This window comes from Mesorhizobium sp. WSM3879 (assembly GCF_002294915.1).
GTDB lineage: Bacteria > Pseudomonadota > Alphaproteobacteria > Rhizobiales > Rhizobiaceae > Mesorhizobium.
In genome coordinates this window covers 450,849-468,323 of the sequence record NZ_NSFZ01000005.1, presented here as the reverse complement: position 1 = coordinate 468,323, position 17,475 = coordinate 450,849, and the positions used below count along the sequence as shown (strand labels likewise).

Genomic DNA, 17,475 nt, shown 5'->3' with positions numbered 1-17,475 from the left:
CCTCCCCACCCCCGCCTTCGCCCACGCCTCTGACCGCGGCCACGTCCTGCTTCTTCCTACGGGCTACTACATCGCTGGTGGCGCGCTTGCGGTGGCTTTCAGCTTTCTGACGCTGGCGCTGCTGCCGCCCGCCGCTCTTGACCGCTTCTGGCGCCGACGCCTCTCTTTGTTCACTGTCAGCGACCACCCGCGCACCGTCCTCAGCCTGCTTTCCCTTGCCGGCTTCGTGCTTCTCATCGCCACCGGCCTGTTCGGCAGCCGTGATCCACTCTCCAACCCCTTGCCTCTGGTGATCTGGACGCTGCTCTGGGCCGGTTTCACGCTGCTGCAGGGGGTACTTGGCGATCTCTGGTCCTGGCTCAACCCGTGGTACGGCCCCTGGCGCGTTGCATCTCGCGTCTTCAGCCTTCGCACTGACGAAGCCGAGCCATCGCTCCTTCCCAAATGGCTCGGCTACTGGCCGGCGTTCGTCCTGTTCTTCGGCTTCGCCTGGTTCGAGCTCATCGATCCCGCGCCCGACGATCCGTCGCGCCTGGCCTTCGCCGCCGGCATCTACTGGCTGCTCAGCTTCGCCGCCATATGCGTCTTCGGCTACGAAGACTGGAGTCGGCGCGGCGAATTCCTGACCGTCTTTTTCTCCATGGTCGCCCGCTTCGCGCCTTTGCAGCGCGAGAAAGGCCGGCTCCACCTCGGCTGGCCCGGTGCGAAGCTGCTTTCCGCCTCGTCGCTGCCGGCAAGCGGCACGGCGTTCCTGCTGCTGGCGCTCTCGTCCGTATCCTTCGACGGTCTTTCCAAAACCTTCTTCTGGCTCGGCCTGTTCGGCGTCAATCCGCTGGAATTTCCCGGCCGCACCGCGTTGATCGGCATCGGCAGCTTTGGCTTGGTGCTGACATTCATCTTGTTGGCGGCCGTGTTCGCGCTTGCCGTTTCACTCGGCCAGCGCCTTGCCGGCGACGGGCAACCGTTCGAGAAAGCCGCCGGCCTCCTGGTTTGGTCGATCGTGCCGATCGCGCTCGCCTACCACATCGCCCACTACCTCACGGCGCTGCTCGTCGACGGCCAATACGCGCTGGTCGCTTTGTCCGACCCGTTCGCGCTCGGCTGGAACCTGTTCGGCACCGCCGACAGGATGGTCGAGGCGGGCGTTGTCGCCGGCGCCGAGTCGGCCTGGTGGCTGTGGAATCTGCATGCCGGCGTCATCATCGCCGGCCATGTGCTGGCGGTCCTGATCGCACACGGCCTAGCCTGGCGACTCCACCCGCAGCCGTCGCGCGCGGCGCTCAGCCAGCTGCCGCTGACGCTTCTGATGATCGCCTACACCATATTCGGCCTATGGCTGCTTGCCACGCCGACGGTGGGATGAGACAAGGGCCCGTCATGACGCGCACATGACCCCGAAAACCGGGTTCGATTTTCGGAAAGGATCATGCGCAACATGAAAGTGCTCCAGCGTCCTTTGCGCGTCCCCTAGAGGACGCGCGGCGCTGGAGTGGAAGCTCGCTTGCCACGTCACGGCTTTGGTGATTTAGTTTGTACACATGCAATTTTCGGGTCCTCCGAGCGCGGAGGATCGAGCCGCCTTATCGCTGGTCAAAAAACTGAAAACAGGGGAACGGACATGGCTGACAAGAACGGATTTTTCGACCTCTCCAAAAGCACGCTTTCCCGCCGCACCGCGCTGAAAGGCATCGCCGCCGGCGCCGGCCTGGCGCTCGCGCCCGGCTTCGTTCGCTACAGCCAGGCGCAGAGCTCGGCGCCGATCAAGATCGGCTTCCAGTCGCACCGCACCGGCATCGGCGCCGCCTACGGCCGCTGGTACGAGAAGACGAGCGCCGCCGCCGTCAAGGCGATCAACGATGCCGGCGGTATCAGCGGCCGCAAGGTCGAGCTGGTGATCGAAGATGATGGCACCGATCCTGCCCGCGGCGCCGAGGTGGTCGGCAAGTTCGCCACGCAGCATAAGACCGACATCGTCTTCGGCACGCTGTTCTCGCATGTGGTGATCGGCTCGGCGCCCGCCGCCGGCGAGAACAAGATTCCCTATTTCGTGGTCAGCGAAGGCCACCACGTCGCCTCGACGAAGCTCAACCGCTACGTCTTCCAGCCCGGCATCACCGACGTGAAGAGCCAGATCCAATCGATGGCGCCGTGGATCGCGGCGAATGCCGGCAAGAAGGTGACGCAGATCTTCCCCGATTTCGCCTTCGGCTACGACCATCGCGACTATCTGCCGCCGGCGTTGAAGGCGCAAGGCGCCGACGTGATCGCGCAGATCGCCATCCCGCCGACGGAGTCGTCCTTCACCAAATATTTCCCGCAGATCCCGGCCGAGACCGAGGTGATCTACCACGTCATGGTCGGTCCGGCCGTGCTCACCTTCGTCAAGGAACTCGGCGAGTTCTACGGCTCGCAAAGGCCGCAGCTCTTCGGCTTCATCGACTCCCTCGAAGCCGTCGATATCAACAGCCCCGGCCTCGAATTCCTCGACGGCAGCCATTTCTGGGAAGGCTCGCCGCGCTACGCGCAGCCCGATGACTCCGCCGCGCAGAAGGCCTATCGCGCCGCCGTCGGCATCGACGACAATGGCGCCGCCGTCGGCGACCCCAAGGACGTCTCCACCGCCGCCCACATGTTCGGCTGCTGGGAGACGCTCTATGTCGTCAAGAAGGCGATGGAGGATGCCGGCTACAAGGGGCCGGAAGACCGCGCCAAGCTGGTCGAGGCAACCGAAGCGCTGAAGGAATTCGCCGAAGGGCCGGAGCATCCGCAGGGTCCGAAAACCTTTAACGGCAAGATCCACCAATGCTTCGGCATCCAGAACATCTCCAAGGTCGAAGGCGGCAAGCTGAAGGTCGTCCACAAGACCAAGATCGAGGACGGCCTCTACGAGCCGGAAGGGGATTACACGACGCAAGCGCTGTGAGCTTCGACGTTTCACCGAGCGTGAGCGCCAAGCCACCCCCCACTGCCCTGCCGGACAGCCCGGCAGGGCAGTGGGGGGTGCCTCGCGCATCCGCCGGTATCTAGCCCATGCACTTCGGACCCCACCTCCTGCTCGCCGCCCTGGAAGGCCTCGTCACGTCCGCCGTGCTGGCGCTGACGGCGCTTGGCCTGTCGCTGGTGTTCGGCGTCATGCGCATCGTCAATGTCGCGCATGGCGAGTTCTTCATGCTGGGCGCCGTGCTTGCCTGGGCGATCTCGACGGCGATTTCCGGCCATCCCGCGGTCGGCTTCGTCGCCGCGCTGGTGATTGCGCCCTTGCTGGTCGGGCTGGTCGCGTTTCTTGCCGAATGGCTGGTGCTGCGCCGGCTGAACTACAATCCCGAAGGCACCATCGTCGCCACCATCGGCATGCTCTATATCATCCAGCAGCTGGCGCTGACCTTCTACGGCCCGGAAGCGCGCCCGGTCGAGCCGCCCTTCAATTACCGCATCCTGCTGCCGTGGTTCGGCTATTCAGGCTACAAGCTCTCGGTCATTGCCGCCTCCGCGGTTCTGCTGGTGATCACCTGGCTGGTGCTGACACGGACGAAAATCGGCCTGATCATGCGCGCCACCCAGTATGACCGCGAGACGGCGCAGGCCTTCGGCATCCCGGTCGAGCGCGTCTATGCCGGCGTGTTCGCCATCGGCGCCATGCTGGCGGCGATCGCGGCGGTGCTGATCGTGCCGATCAGCCAGGCGCATTACCTGATGGGGCAGGACCCGCTGCTGTTGTCCTTCATCGTCGTCATCATCGGCGGGCTCGGCTCGCTGCGCGGCACCCTGGTCGCCGCCATCCTGATCGGCCTCTCCGACGGCATCGTCTCGGTGTTCTTCTCGCCGACCTTGGCCAAGATCATCGCCACGCTGGTGGTCGCCATGGTGCTGGTGTTCCGGCCGCAGGGCCTGTTCGGGACGGCGGCGCGATGAAGGATGCTTCGCCGGCGAAGACCTACGCGCTGCATATCGGCGTCATCGCGCTCCTGTTCGCGCTGAATTTCGTCCTGCCCGATTATCATCAGGGCCTGTTCGCGCGCATCATGGCGCTTGCCGTCTTCGCCATGGGCTACAATCTGCTCTTCGGCTATGTCGGCCTTCTCAGCCTCGGTCACGCCATGTTCTTCTCGGCCGGCCTCTATGGTGCCGGGCTGGCTGTCTATCAATTGGGCTGGGGCGTGCCGGAAGCCTTCGTTGCCGGGGTTGCCTGCGGCGCCCTGCTTGCCTTGGTCATCGGCCTGCTCGCGCTGCGCACATCGGGTGTGGCCTTCATGATCGTCACCATGATGTTCGCGCAGGTCTTCTATCTGCTCATCCTTTATTTCGCCGCCTGGACCGGCGGCGATCAGGGCCTGGTCATCCAGCAGCCGTCGAGAATAATCGCGATCGGCGGCGCATCGCTCGACCTGACCAATCCGACTGTGCGCTACATGAGCGCTCTGGCGCTGTTCTCGGTCGTGCTGCTCATCACGCTTGTCCTCGTTCGCTCCCGCTTCGGCCGCGTGCTGGTCGCCATTCGCGAGAATGAGGAGCGCACGAAGATGCTGGGCTACGACACCGTCGCCAACAAGCTCGTCGCCGTCGTTGCCTCGGGCGCCATCTGCGCCGCGTCCGGTGCCGCTTACGCGCTGCTGTTCGGCTATATTGGATCGAGCTTCGCGTCGGTGCAGTATTCGATCCTGCCACTGCTCTGGGTGCTGCTCGGCGGCGCCGCGACCATTCTCGGGCCGCTCATCGGCACGCTGTTCATGTATTATGTCACCGACATCACCAGCGGCTTCACCTCCGCCTATCTTTTGATCGTCGGCGTGGCGCTGATCCTGCTGGTGCTCTTCTTTCCGAAGGGGATTCTGGGCAGCGTCCGCCAGCGCTGGCTCGGATGGCTGCCGTGATGCCGCTGCTCACCACCAAGGGTCTTTCGCGCCGTTTCGGCGGCCTGCGCGCCGTCGACGGCGTCGATTTCGCGCTGATGCCGGGCGAAATCCGCGCCATCATCGGCCCCAACGGCGCCGGCAAGACAACTTTCGTCAGCCTGCTCAGCGGCCGCATCCAGCCGTCCTCCGGCATGATCGTCTTCGACGGCGCCGACATCACGACCATGCCGGCTTACAAAAGGGTTCGCCTCGGCGTTGCCTACACTTTCCAGATCACCAGCGTCTTCGCCAACCTCACGGCCTACGACAATGTCGCGCTGCCGGTGCAGCGCACGCTGACCGACGGCCGCTCGAAGGGGCAGGTGAGGAGCGGCGTCATGGCGGCGCTGGAACGCACCGGCCTCGCCGACCGCGCCGGCACGCCGGCCGGCCAGCTTTCCTACGGCCACCAGCGCCTGCTGGAGGTGGCGATGGGCCTGGCGCTGAGGCCGCGCCTGCTGATCCTCGATGAGCCGACGCAAGGGCTGGCCGACAGCGAGATCGACAATTTCGTCCTACTGGTGCGCGAGATCGCCAAGCATGCCACCGTGCTGCTCATCGAGCACAACATGCCGGTGGTCATGCAGCTTGCCGACCGCATCACCGTCTTCAATTCGGGAAAGATTCTCGCTGAAGGCACGCCCGATCAGATCCGCGCCAATGCCGAGGTGCAGGATGCCTATCTCGGAGCGACCCATGGCTGATCTCCCCGGCACCGAGAGCGGGCTGCTCGCCATTTCCGGCCTCGACTGTTTTTACGGCGAGGTGCAGGTGCTCTACGGGCTCGACCTTGTCCTCAACAAGGGCGAAGTGCTTTGCCTGTTCGGCCGCAACGGCGCCGGCAAGACGACGACGCTGAAGGCGATCATGGGGCTGGTTCCGGCCGCTGCCGGTTCGATCAGACTGGCCGGCAAGGAGCTGACCGGGCTTGCCGCGCATGACGTGCCGAAGACGGGCGTCGCTTATGTGCCGCAGGGCCGGCGATTATTCGCCGACATGACGGTGGCGGAAAACGTCGAGATCGGCCTGATGGCCCGCGGCAAGGGCAAGGCGACGCGGGAACGCGTCCTCGACCTTTTCCCGCTGTTGCGAGAGCGCTTGAAGCAACGCTCCGGCACGCTTTCCGGAGGCGAGCAGCAAATGCTTGCCATGGCGCGTGCGCTCTGCCTCGAGCCGCAGGTGCTTCTTCTCGACGAGCCCACCGAAGGGCTGATGCCGTCGATGATCGCCAAGATCCGCGAGACGGTGGCGAAGCTGCGCGATCTGGGCGTCTCGACGATCCTGGTCGAGCAGCGCGTCGACGCCGTGCTGTCGGTCGCCGACCGCATCTCATTCATCGAGAACGGCCGCAACCGCGAGACGGTCGATGTCGAGGAACTGCGCGCCGACCCCTCCGCGGTTCGGCGCTATGTAGGCGTGGGCTGAAGGTCACTGCTAAGCAGCGGGAGCTGGCGCCGACCCCCACCCGGACCTGGCCCGACCTCCCCACAAGGGGAGGTAAAGCTCTGCACCGCTTCACCTAAAAAACAAAAATCCCGCGATCAAAAACGTCGGGATCAGCACCAGGCCGGACCACGCCATGTAGCCGAAGAAGCCCGGCACCTTGAAGCCGCGATGTCTGGCGATAGCAAAGACCATGAAGTTCGGCGCATTGCCGATATAAGTGTTGGCGCCCATGAACACGGCGCCGGCCGAGATCGCGGCGAGCGTGGAGGCCGCCTCCGTCATCAGGTGCCTGGCGTCGCCGCCGGCAAGCTCGAAGAACACCAGATAGGTCGGCGCGTTGTCGAGGAAGGACGACAGCGCTCCGGTCAGCCAGAAATAGGCGAGATCGTCGGGCTGGCCGTCCGCCGAGGTGACCAGCGAAACCAGCGGCGCCAGCGCGCCATCGTGCCCGGCTCTCAGGATGGCGATAACCGGCACGATGCAGATGAAGATGCCGGCAAACAGTTTCGCCACCTCGGCGATGGGCCCCCAACTGAAGCCGTTCGCTTCCCTGTGGTTTTTGTACGAGACTTTGAGCGACAGAAAGGCCAGCGCCAGGATGATCGCGTCGCGCACCAGGTTCTGCAGTTCCAGGCCGATGCCGAGGATCGGGATGCTGATGCCCGGCTTCCAACTGGCGGAAAGCAGGATCGCACCGATCACGCCGGCCAGCAGCGGCAGGTTGGCGAGGCCCCGCAGGCGCACCTTCGTGTCCGGTGTCGGGTCCTTGATCTTCGGCAAGCCGCCCTCGCGGCGATGCAGCACGATGTCGAGCGCCAGGAAGATGATCAGCACCAGCCCGCCGGTGAACAGCGTCTCGCGCCAGAGGTTCGCGGTCGTCCAGAAGAAGTCGACCCCGCGCAGGAAGCCGACGAAGAGCGGCGGGTCGCCAAGCGGGGTCAGCGAGCCGCCGATGTTCGAAACCAGGAAGATGAAGAAGATCACCACATGCGCGTTGAACGGGCGGTTGTCGTTGGCGCGCAGCACCGGCCGGATCAGGATCATCGAGGCGCCCGTCGTGCCGATGACCGAGGCGAGGATTGCGCCGATCAGCAGCAGGCCGGAATTGACCAGCGGCGTGCCGTGGATGTTGCCGGCGACCAGGATGCCGCCGGAAATGGTGAACAGCGCGAACAAAAGGATGATGAAGGACAGATATTCGGTGAGCAGCGTGTGCAGCACCGCCTCGCTTGCCGCCGGCATGCCGAAAGCGATCGCCAGCGGAACCACGGCAAGTGCCGCCCACGCGGCGGCGATCTTGCCGTAATGATGCTCCCAGACATGATGGAACAGGAGCGGCCCGGTCGCGATCGACAGCAACAGGCCGGCAAAGGGCAGCGCCCACCAGAGCGACATCGCCGCGCCGGGCAGCTCATGCGCCTCGGCTGCGAAAACCGCTTGTGGAAAGGCGAGAAGGAGTGCGGCCGTCATGGTTGCCGCCAGCGCCTTCGCCAATGTCGCAAAGCCCCCTCGATGCCTCACGGCGCGGTCAGTCCGAAAGGTGATCTTCGAGCATCACCCCGGCCTCGCGCATCCGTTTCAGCATCGTGCCGACCGAGCCGTTGAGATCGATGCCCCGGCAGGCATCCAGCCGCACCGTCGTCTTGAAACCTTGCTTGGCGGCATCGAGTGCCGAGAAGGCGACGCAGAAATCGGTGGCCAGGCCGGCCAAGGTGATGGCATCGATGCCGCGCTCCTTGAGATAGCCGGCAAGGCCGGTTGGGGTCGTGTGGTCGTTCTCGAAGAAAGCCGAATAAGAGTCGATCGCGGTGCGGAAACCCTTGCGGATGACCAGTTCCGCTTTGGTCCAGGCGAGCCCGGAATGGAAATCGGACCCAAGGCTGCCCTGGATGCAGTGATCCGGCCAAAGCGTCTGCGGCCCGTAGGGCATCTCGATCGCTTCGAAGGGCTGCTTGCCTGGATGGCTGGAAGCGAAGCTCGAATGGCCGGCCGGATGCCAGTCCTGCGTCAGGATCACGTGATCGGTCCGCCGGATCAGGTCGTTGACCAGCGGCACGATCTCGTCGCCGCCGGCCACGGCCAACGCGCCGCCGGGGCAAAAGTCGTTCTGCAGGTCGATGACGATGAGCGCTTCGTCGGCCATGCGGCCTCCCTTCTTTCTCGGCTTGGGCTCCAGTTGACGCGACCGGACACGGAACCTTGACCAGATGGCCGGCTGCGTCAACCTCCACAGGCATAACAAAGCCGTGGCCGACCACTTCGCTTTGACAATCGCGGCGAAGTTGATATCATTTGCATACGAATGAATTTGCCCGGCTGGACGGCGGCAGATTCCCTCGGAAAGGCCCCTTTCTGGGAAGGCAAAGCGTGATCCGTTACGCGAAACCCACCACGGTCGACGAGGCGCTCGCTCTGCTTGGCGAGGACCGCTGGCGCATTCTGGCCGGCGGCACCGATTTCTATCCGGCGCAGGGCGCGAAACCATTCCGCGACAACATTCTCGACATCAATGGTCTCGCCGCGCTGCGCGGCATCGCCGAGACGGACGACTATTGGTGGATCGGCGCCCGCACCACCTGGACCGACGTTGTGCGCCACAAGCTGCCCAGGGCGTTCGATGCGCTGAAGGCGGCCGCGTGCGAAGTCGGCTCGGTCCAGATCCAGAACGTCGCGTCGGTCGCCGGTAATCTCTGCAACGCTTCGCCCGCCGCCGACGGCGTGCCGGCGCTGCAGGTGGTCGATGCCGAAGTCGAATTGCGGTCGGCGAAAGCCACGCGCTACCTGCCGCTTGGCGGGTTCATTCTCGGCAATCGCCGCACGGCGCTGCAGCCGGACGAGATGGTTACCGCCATTCGTGTGCCGAAACGTTCGGCTGTCGGCTCGTCCGCCTTCGTCAAGCTTGGCGCGCGGCGTTATCTCGTGATCTCGATCGCCATGGCGGCGGCGCGTCTCGTGATCGAAGATGGCGTGGTCGCCGATGCTGCTATCGCTGTCGGCGCCTGCTCCGCCGTCGCCCGTCGTCTTGGTGGCGTCGAGGCGGCCCTGCGCGGCCAGCCGGTTACCGCCGCGCTCGCCGATGCGGTGCTGTCCGCGCCGATCGACGAACTGTCGCCAATCGCCGATGTGCGCGGCAGCGCCGAATACCGGGAGCATGCGGCGCGCGAGATCGTTGTCCGCGCAGTGTGCGCTGCGACCAGCCTTGGCGAAGGCAAGGTGGCCGCATGACAATGGAGCGCACCGATATTGCCTTCGAGGTCAACGACGCGGCTGTCAGCGTGTCGGTGCCGCCGGTGCGGCGGCTCTCGCAGGTTCTGCGCGACGAGTTGCGGCTGACCGGCACCAAGGTCGGCTGCGACGCCGGCGATTGCGGCGCCTGCACCGTGCTGGTCGACGGCAATCCCGTCTGCGCCTGCCTTGTGCCGACGGCCTCGGTCTCCGGCGCGTCCGTCATCACGGTCGAGGGCCTCGCCAACGGCAGGTTGTCGGCCTTGCAGGCCTCATTTCTCGAACACGGCGCCGCGCAATGCGGCATCTGCACGCCGGGGCTGCTGGTGGCGGCTACCGCGCTGCTGGAGCGCAACCCAACGCCAAGTGAGGCCGAGACGCAGGATGCGCTGGGCGGCGTGCTCTGCCGCTGCACGGGGTACCGGAAAATCGTCGCGGCGGTGATGCATGCCTCGCAGCATATGGATGGTTTCGACCGTCGCCTGCCGGAGGTCGGCCGCGCCGTCGGCGCCTCGCCGATCCGGCTCGACGGCGTGCCGAAGGTTACCGGCGACGAAAAATTCGGCGGCGATTCTTTTCCGCACGACGCGCTGTCGGTGCTGGTCGTCCGCTCGCCCTACTATCACGCCGGTTTCAGCTTCGGGGATCTCGACGCCTGGGCCAAACAGCATCCCGGCATTGCCGGCGTCTTCACCGCCGCCGACATTCCGGGCAAGAACTGCTTCGGGGTCATCGGCCCCTTTGCTGATCAGCCGGCCCTCGCCGAAGGTTTCGCGCGCCTTCGCGGCGAGGCGGTCGCGCTGGTGGCGGGCGAGCGCGAAGCCATCCTCGACCTCGACCTGACGGATTTTCCGATCGCCTGGACGGAACTGCCGCATGTGTTGCAGCCCCGCGAGGCGAAAGCCGACGGCGCGGCGGTGATCCACCGGCATCGCCCGGCGAACCTGCTCACCTCCGGCTATGTCGAGCATGGCGACCCCGACGGCGCCCTTGCTGCCGCTGCTGTCACCGCCTCCGGCGCCATCGAGACTTCCTTCGTCGAGCATGCCTATATCGAGCCGGAGGCGGGCTTCGCTTACATGGATGGCGACACGCTCGTCATCGGCGCCTGCACGCAGGCGCCTTACATGGATCGCGACGACACGGCCAAGGTGCTCGGCCTCCCGGTCGAAAAGGTGCGCATCGTGCCGACCGCCACCGGTGGCGGCTTCGGCTCGAAGCTCGATGTCTCGCTTCAGCCTCTGATCGGCCTTGTGGCGATGAAGACCGGCAGGCCGGCGGCACTCGCCTACACGCGCAACGAATCCATGATGTCGACCACCAAGCGCCATCCGGCCGAAATGGAGGCGACCATCGGTGCCGATTCCGAGGGCCGCGTCACCGGAATGATCTTTGAGGGCGATTTCAACACCGGCGCCTATGCAAGCTGGGGCCCGACGGTTGCCAACCGCGTGCCGGTGCATGCCTCCGGCCCCTATCAGACGCCGAACTATCGGGCGACGGGGAGGGCCATCCATACCAACGGCCCGATCGCCGGCGCCTTCCGCGGCTTCGGCGTGCCGCAAGCGACCATCATGCAGGAAACCCTCTACGACGAGCTCGCCGGCAAGCTTGGCATGGATCGGCTCGATTTCCGCCTGAAGAACTGCCTTCGGAACGGGTGCGAAACGGTCACAGGCCAGCGCCTGGAATCGGGCGTGGGCATCGGTGAATGCCTGGAGTTGCTTCAACCGCATTGGGCGCGCGCGCTTGGCGAGGCGGAAGGCTTCAACGCCGTCAACACGGCAAGCAAGCGCGGCGTCGGCGTCGCCTCTTGCTGGTATGGCTGCGGCAACACTTCGCTGCCCAATCCTTCGACGATCAAGGTCGGCATCTCTGCCTCCGGAGATGTCGTGCTCCACCAGGGCGCCGTCGACATCGGCCAAGGCTCGAACACGGTCATCACCCAGATCTGTGCCGATGCGCTCGGCTTGCCGTTGGCGAAATTCCGGCTGAAGAGCGCCGACACCGCCATCACGCCGGACGCCGGCAAGACATCCGCCTCGCGCCAGACTTTTGTGACCGGCAAGGCGGCGGAGAAGGCTGGCCGCGCGCTGCGCGACAAGATCCTGCGCTTCGCCAATGTTTCCGAGAAGGCGACGATCGCGCTCGACGGTGCAAGCATCTCCATCCGCGAGGGGGATGCGACGCGACGCATCGATCTGCGTACACTGAAGATCGATGCCGATGGCTTGGTGTTCGTCGCGGAAGAGACCTACGATCCGCCCACGCTGCCGCTCGACGCCAAGGGCCAGGGCAAGCCCTACGCCGTCTATGGTTATGGCGCCCAGATCGCCGAGCTCGAGGTCGATCTCAAGCTGGGCACGGTGAAGCTGCTCAAGATCACCGCCGCGCATGATGTCGGCAAGGCCATCAACCCGGTACTGGTCGAGGGGCAGATCGAGGGCGGCATCGCGCAAGGCATCGGCATGGCACTGATGGAGGAATATATCCCCGGCCGCACCGAGAACCTGCACGACTACCTCATCCCGACCATCGGCGACGTGCCGCCGGTCGAGCACATATTGGTGGAAGTTCCGGACCCGGAAGGACCTTTCGGCGCCAAGGGTTTGGGGGAGCATGTGCTGATCCCGACCGCGCCGGCGATCCTCAACGCCATCCGACATGCCACCGGCGTGCTGGTCACTAAAGTGCCGGCGACGCCGAGCCGCATCCTGGCGGCGATCCGCGAGAAGGAGGCGCGCCGATGAGCGAGCTTGCCGAACGTTTCGAAACCCACGATCCCGGTGAGAAGCAGGTGGCGGAGAAGATTCGATGCGATGCCTGTCCGGTGATGTGCTACATCGCCGACGGCCGCACCGGGGCCTGCGACCGTTACGGCAATGTCGGCGGGCGCATCGTGCGCATGGACCCTCTCACCGTCCTCGACCACGCGGCCGAGACCGGCGGCGCGGTCGTGCCATTCGTCGCCGAGGGCGAGGAGTGGGGTGGCGAGCTGGTCAACACCGGCCGCCGCTTCGTCACCGCGATCGGCGCCGGCACCACCTACCCGGATTACAAGCCCGCACCTTTCATCGTCAGCCAGGAGGTCGAGGGCGTCGATCTCGTCACCGTCGTCACCGAGGGCATCTTCTCTTATTGCGGCGTCAAGGTGAAGATCGATACCGACCGCCACATCGGCGACGAGACGGCGACCGTGCGCTCGGAAGGCGAGGCGATCGGCCACGTCACCACTGGCGAGTATGGCTCGCAGATGCTGTCGCTTGGCGGCGTGCATCACTTGACCGGCGGCTCCAAGGCTGAAGGCCGCGCGACTTGCGACGCGCTTCTCAACCTCTGCAACAGAAAGCCGGTCGAACTCACCATCGACGGCGGTGCGACGGTCATTGTCGAGGCTGGCAAGGCGCCGGTCATCGACGGCAAGATCGAGCATCGCATGCGCGTCGGCTGCGGCTCGGCCACCATCGGCATGTTCGCCACGCAATGGCGCGGGCTCGTCGACGAGGTTGTGGTGGTTGACGACCATATCACCGGCGTCGTGTCGGAACATCAGGCCGGCAAGGTATTGGGCTGGGAGGATACCGGGATAAAGATCATCGGCCGCCGCTCGACGCCCGGCCGCTACTTCAAGGTTTCGGAGCCCGGTCTCGGCTGGGGCGGCACGACGATCTCCGATCCGCTGTCGATCCTGGGCGATTGGAACGCCAAGAAGGGTGCTCGCCCCGGCCTGTCGCTGCTGATGGTCTCGACCACGGGCGAACAGTTCGCTTACTACGAGCTGGACGATCAGTTGAAACCGGTCGAAAAACCGTTCCCGGAGCGGCTGCAGAAATCCGTGGGCCTGATCGAGGACAATTGCGAGCCGGCCCTGTGCACTGTGCTCTTCATCGGCGGCGCGGGCGGCTCGCTGCGCGCCGGCGTCACCGAAAACCCGGTCAATCTCACCCGCTCGGTTCAGGGCCTGAAGACCTATGTCACGGTCGGCGGCGCGCCGGTCTATGTCTGGCCGGGCGGCGGCATCACCCTGATGGTCGATGTCACCCGCGTGCCGGAAGGCGCATTCGGTTATGTGCCGACGCCGGCGCTGGTCGCGCCGATCGAATTCACCATGCGCCGCGACGACTACGTCCGGCTCGGCGGTTACGAGGACGAAATCCGCAGCGTCGAGGATATTCTTGCCAAGGGCGGCGAGTACCTTAATCCGCGCAGCAATGCCGGCGCGCCGGCCGGCAATCCCTGGCCGCCGTTGGCGCAATTGCGCCGCACCCCGGCCAATGGGGCCGACTGATGAACGGTCCGCAGGCGCATTGGCTCGCCGACGGCAGGCGGCTTCATCTCAACCACGGGCCGATCGACCTCATCGTCGAGGCCTTTGGCGATGCAGCTGAACGCCGCGCCGGCTGCGTGCAGGCCGTCGCGCGCTTCCAGACGATCCTGACCGAACTGGTCGACGAGCTTCCCGAATTGCGCCGTCCGGCGTCTTTGACGCCGCGCGTTTTTGCAGGTCCGACCGCGCGGCGCATGGAGGCCGCGGTCGCACCGCTCGCGGACAGCTTCATCACGCCAATGGCCGCCGTTGCGGGTTCGGTAGCCGACGAAGTTCTGGCCGCGCTTCTCGCCGGACGCCGGCTCGAGCGCGCCTACGTCAACAATGGCGGCGACAGTGCCATTTATCTCGGTAAGGGCGAGACAATAACGCTGGCGATCGCCGGCACCGGGCACGGCATGGCCGACCACATCACGATCCGCGCCGAAGACGGCGTGCGCGGCGTCGCCACCAGTGGCTGGCGCGGCCGCTCCTTTTCGCTGGGCATCGCCGACGCGGTCACCGTGCTGGCGCGGACCGGCGCCGAGGCGGATGCCGCGGCGACGCTGATTGCCAACGCGGTCGACCTGCCTGGGCATCCGGCGGTTCATCGCGTGCCCGCGCGGGACCTTTCACCCGACAGCGATCTCGGCGAACGGCTGGTGACGCAGGGCGTCGGCGGGCTAGCGCCCGGCGAGGTGGCCCGGGCGCTGGACAACGGCCTTGCCGTCGCCGAAAATTTTCGCCGGCGCGGCCTGATCGCCGCGTCGGCGCTGTTCCTTGCCGGCCAAACCCGCATCAGTGGCTCCGTGGCGCTCGCCGCGCCCAACAAGCATAAAGCGAAGGAAACTGCCCATGCCTGAATTCCCGATCCGCAAGGTCGCGGTGCTGACCGAGGAGATCTTCCACGATGGCGGCGCCGTGGCGAAGGAGCCGCGCCTGCGCGCCGCGGCTCTCGCCGTGGTCAAGAACCCGTTTGCCGGTCACTATGTCGAGGACCTGCAGGGCGCAATGGAAGACCTGAAGCCGCTCGGGCTCTTGCTTTCCGACAGGCTGATCGCAGCGCTTGGCGGCGATGTGAAAAAGATCGACGGTTACGGCAAGGGCGCCATCGTCGGCAGTGCCGGCGAACTGGAGCACGGCGCGCTCTGGCACGTGCCCGGCGGCTACGCCATGCGCGAGCGGCTCGGCGACGCCAAGGCGATCGTGCCGTCGGCGAAGAAGGTCGGCGCCTTCGGCGCACGGCTCGATGTCCCGCTCGGCCATATCAACGCCGCCTATGTGCGCAGCCATTTCGACGCGATGGAAGTCGGCATCAGCGACGGCCCACGTCCCGACGAGATCCTGTTCTGTCTCGCCATGACTTGCGGCCCGCGCGTCCACAACCGTATGGGCGGCCTTGCGGCCGGAGACATCAAGGCTTGGGACGGCTTGAGATGAGCGGCGAGGACAATCTGCTGCGGCTGGTCGAGGCCGAAGAGCTGGACGAGAACAACTACCATCTGCAGGACCAGGTCGGCTTCATCCTGCGCAAGGCGCATCAGCGCCACGTCGCGATCTTCGCCTCGCACATCGGGGATTTGACGCCGCCGCAATTCGCCGCTCTCGCCAAGCTCTACGACATCGGCGAGACCTCGCAGAACCAGCTCGGCGCGCTGATCGCCATGGATGCTGCGACCGTAAAGGGCGTCATCGACCGGCTGAAGGCGCGCGGGCTGGTCGAGCTTTCCAAGCACGAGGTCGACAAGAGGCGGCTGCTGGTCAATCTGACGGCTGAAGGCCGCGAGGCGATCGAGCGGCTGATTCCGCTTGCGCGCACCATCACCGAGGAAACGCTGGCGCCGCTCACGGCCAAGGAGGCCGCGACCTTCCTGCGGCTGCTGGCGAAGCTGGCCTGATCAAACCTCCGGATCGACCCCGAACATCTCTCGCGCCTGCTCAGGCGTATAATAGCCGAGCCGGACATCCTCGGTGATCTGCTTCGGATCACGCTCGCGCGGATCGCCATAGCCGCCGCCGCCGGGCGTGCCGACGCGCACGCGGTCGCCGGCCTTGAGCGCGATATCCTGCTCTTTCGACAGATGCGGCGGCACATGCGATTCGCCGCCCCGGAACACGGTCACTGTGTTCGGCGCGCCGTCCCTGCCGCCAAGCGCGCCCTGCGGCCCGAAACGGCCATGGTCCATGACGAAGGACGCGCGGGCTTCACCGCGCAGGATCTCGACCTCGTAGGCGAGCCCGAAGCCGCCGCGATGTTTGCCGGCGCCGCCGGAGCCTTCGCGCAGCGCGTAATGGCGGTAGAGTACCGGGAACGCCTGCTCCATGATTTCGACCGGCGGCGATTTCGAAATGCCGATGGTCGAGCATCCATTGCTCAAGCCGTCATGGCCCGCGTTGCCGCCATAGCCGCCGCCTGAAATCTGGTACATGACATAGTCGCGGCCGCGCGCCGGGTCGTTGCCGCCGAGCGCGAAATTGCCGCTGGAACCGGCGGGCGCCGCCGTGACCTTCTCCGGCAAGGCCTGCACCATGGCCGCGAACACGGCCTCGGCGATGCGCTGCGAAACTTCCGCCGCGCAGCCCGAGACCGGGCGCGGATATTTGGCGTCGAGGAAGGTACCTTCGGGCCGCTTGACATTGAGCGGCTCGAACGCGCCGGCGCTGATCGGCACTTCGGGGAAGATATGGCGCATGGCGAGATAGACCGACGACAGCGTCGTCGCCAGCACGCTGTTCATCGGGCCTGCGCAGGGCTTTGACGAGCCGGCGAAATCGAAGGTCAGGCTGTCGCCCTGCTTCTCGACGGCCAGATTGATGGTCAGCGGCTCGTTCACCACGCCGTCAGAATCGACAAAAGCCTGTGAGCGGTAGACGCCGTCCGGGATGACGGCGATCGAGGCGCGCATCTGGTCGGCGGCGCGGCGGCGCAGTTCGGCGACCGCGTCGACCACGGTTTCGTCTCCGTAACGATCGAGGATTTCATTGAGCCGGTCCTGGCCGATCAGCAGCGCCGCAGCCTGCGCATGGATGTCGCCGATGCGCTGGTCGGCGACGCGGATGTTGGAGCAGATGATGGCGTAAATCTCGGGATCGAGCACGCCCTTCTTGAACAGCTTCACCGGCGGCAGCCGCAGACCCTCCTGTTCGACGGCGGTGGCCGAGGCCGAGAAGCCGCCAGGCACCGCGCCGCCGATATCCGGCCAATGGCCGGTGTTGGACAGCCAGCAGAAGATTTTGCCGTCGCGGTAGACCGGCATGACGAAGCGCACGTCCATCAGATGCGTGCCGCCGAGATAGGGGTCGTTGACGATGTAGATGTCGCCGGGTTCAGGGGCCAGGCAGCGTCCGTCGGCGATCATCTCGATCACCGTCTTGGTCGAATATTGCATGACGCCGACGAACACCGGCAGGCCTTGGCCGCCTTGCGCGATGAGCGAGCCGTCGACGGCGGAATAGATGCCGTCGGAGCGGTCATTGGCCTCGGCGATGACGGGCGAGAAGGCGGCGCGGGAAAACGTCAAATCCATCTCGTCGCAAACTTGCTGCAGGGCGGCCTGCAGCACCGAAAGCGTGATCGTGTCGAGCTTTGCCCCTTCGACTGCCATT

The 17,475-nt window shown here is 65.7% G+C and carries 15 protein-coding genes; 12 read left to right on the top strand and 3 right to left on the bottom strand.

What is annotated here, in order from left to right:
* The 6 genes from CK218_RS15120 to CK218_RS15095 all read left to right on the top strand — a co-directional run.
* A partial coding sequence (locus tag CK218_RS15120; RefSeq protein ID WP_095828226.1) for a hypothetical protein occupies nt 1-1,363 on the top strand: 1,363 nt, incomplete at its 5' end.
* 255 nt (nt 1,364-1,618) lie between these two features.
* Nucleotides 1,619-2,923 carry an ABC transporter substrate-binding protein gene (locus tag CK218_RS15115; protein ID WP_095799108.1) on the top strand — a complete coding sequence of 435 codons (1,305 nt, stop codon included), beginning with the start codon at nt 1,619-1,621 and terminating at the stop codon, nt 2,921-2,923.
* A gap of 107 nt (nt 2,924-3,030) precedes the next feature.
* On the top strand, nt 3,031-3,912 hold the full coding sequence (locus tag CK218_RS15110) for a branched-chain amino acid ABC transporter permease (protein ID WP_066996178.1): 882 nt from the start codon (nt 3,031-3,033) through the stop codon (nt 3,910-3,912).
* Nucleotides 3,909-4,871: a branched-chain amino acid ABC transporter permease gene (locus CK218_RS15105; protein WP_095828204.1), complete on the top strand. Its 963-nt coding sequence runs from the start codon at nt 3,909-3,911 to the stop codon at nt 4,869-4,871. The genes CK218_RS15110 and CK218_RS15105 overlap by 4 nt, the downstream gene beginning before the upstream one ends.
* Nucleotides 4,868-5,596: an ABC transporter ATP-binding protein gene (locus tag CK218_RS15100; RefSeq protein ID WP_095828225.1), complete on the top strand. Its 729-nt coding sequence runs from the start codon at nt 4,868-4,870 to the stop codon at nt 5,594-5,596. The genes CK218_RS15105 and CK218_RS15100 overlap by 4 nt, the downstream gene beginning before the upstream one ends.
* A complete protein-coding gene (locus tag CK218_RS15095; protein WP_095782184.1) occupies nt 5,589-6,317 on the top strand; it encodes an ABC transporter ATP-binding protein in 729 nt (242 codons plus the stop codon). The genes CK218_RS15100 and CK218_RS15095 overlap by 8 nt, the downstream gene beginning before the upstream one ends.
* Nucleotides 6,318-6,407: 90 nt before the next feature.
* On the opposite strand, the gene CK218_RS15090 is transcribed toward CK218_RS15095, so the two are convergent.
* Together CK218_RS15090 and pncA are read right to left on the bottom strand one after the other, a co-directional pair.
* A complete protein-coding gene (locus CK218_RS15090; RefSeq protein WP_066996202.1) occupies nt 6,408-7,808 on the bottom strand; it encodes a sodium:proton antiporter in 1,401 nt (466 codons plus the stop codon).
* 58 nt (nt 7,809-7,866) lie between these two features.
* Nucleotides 7,867-8,481, bottom strand: coding sequence for a bifunctional nicotinamidase/pyrazinamidase (gene pncA / locus CK218_RS15085; protein WP_095828203.1), 615 nt, complete (start codon nt 8,479-8,481; stop codon nt 7,867-7,869).
* Between the two features lie 224 nt (nt 8,482-8,705).
* On the opposite strand from pncA, the gene CK218_RS15080 reads away from it, so the two are divergent.
* The 6 genes from CK218_RS15080 to CK218_RS15055 are packed head-to-tail and all read left to right on the top strand — an operon-like array spanning nt 8,706 to nt 15,767.
* Nucleotides 8,706-9,563: a xanthine dehydrogenase family protein subunit M gene (locus CK218_RS15080; RefSeq protein ID WP_095828202.1), complete on the top strand. Its 858-nt coding sequence runs from the start codon at nt 8,706-8,708 to the stop codon at nt 9,561-9,563.
* Entirely contained in the window at nt 9,560-12,313 is a 2,754-nt protein-coding gene (locus tag CK218_RS15075; protein ID WP_095828201.1) for a molybdopterin-dependent oxidoreductase, read from the top strand. The genes CK218_RS15080 and CK218_RS15075 overlap by 4 nt, the downstream gene beginning before the upstream one ends.
* Nucleotides 12,310-13,851, top strand: a complete 1,542-nt coding sequence (locus tag CK218_RS15070) for a 6-hydroxynicotinate reductase (protein WP_095782188.1) — start codon at nt 12,310-12,312, stop codon at nt 13,849-13,851. Before CK218_RS15075 ends, CK218_RS15070 begins: the two co-directional genes overlap by 4 nt.
* Nucleotides 13,851-14,732 (top strand): hypothetical protein, encoded by an 882-nt coding sequence (locus tag CK218_RS15065; protein ID WP_095828200.1) that lies wholly within the window; start codon nt 13,851-13,853, stop codon nt 14,730-14,732. Before CK218_RS15070 ends, CK218_RS15065 begins: the two co-directional genes overlap by 1 nt.
* Entirely contained in the window at nt 14,725-15,309 is a 585-nt protein-coding gene (locus tag CK218_RS15060; RefSeq protein ID WP_095776936.1) for an amino acid synthesis family protein, read from the top strand. Before CK218_RS15065 ends, CK218_RS15060 begins: the two co-directional genes overlap by 8 nt.
* Complete coding sequence (locus CK218_RS15055; RefSeq protein ID WP_095828199.1) at nt 15,306-15,767, top strand: MarR family transcriptional regulator; 462 nt, start codon at nt 15,306-15,308, stop codon at nt 15,765-15,767. The genes CK218_RS15060 and CK218_RS15055 overlap by 4 nt, the downstream gene beginning before the upstream one ends.
* Here CK218_RS15055 and CK218_RS15050 read toward each other — a convergent pair whose 3' ends face one another.
* On the bottom strand, nt 15,768-17,474 hold the full coding sequence (locus CK218_RS15050) for a hydantoinase B/oxoprolinase family protein (protein ID WP_095828198.1): 1,707 nt from the start codon (nt 17,472-17,474) through the stop codon (nt 15,768-15,770). It lies immediately after the preceding gene.
* Nucleotide 17,475 lies beyond the last annotated feature (1 nt).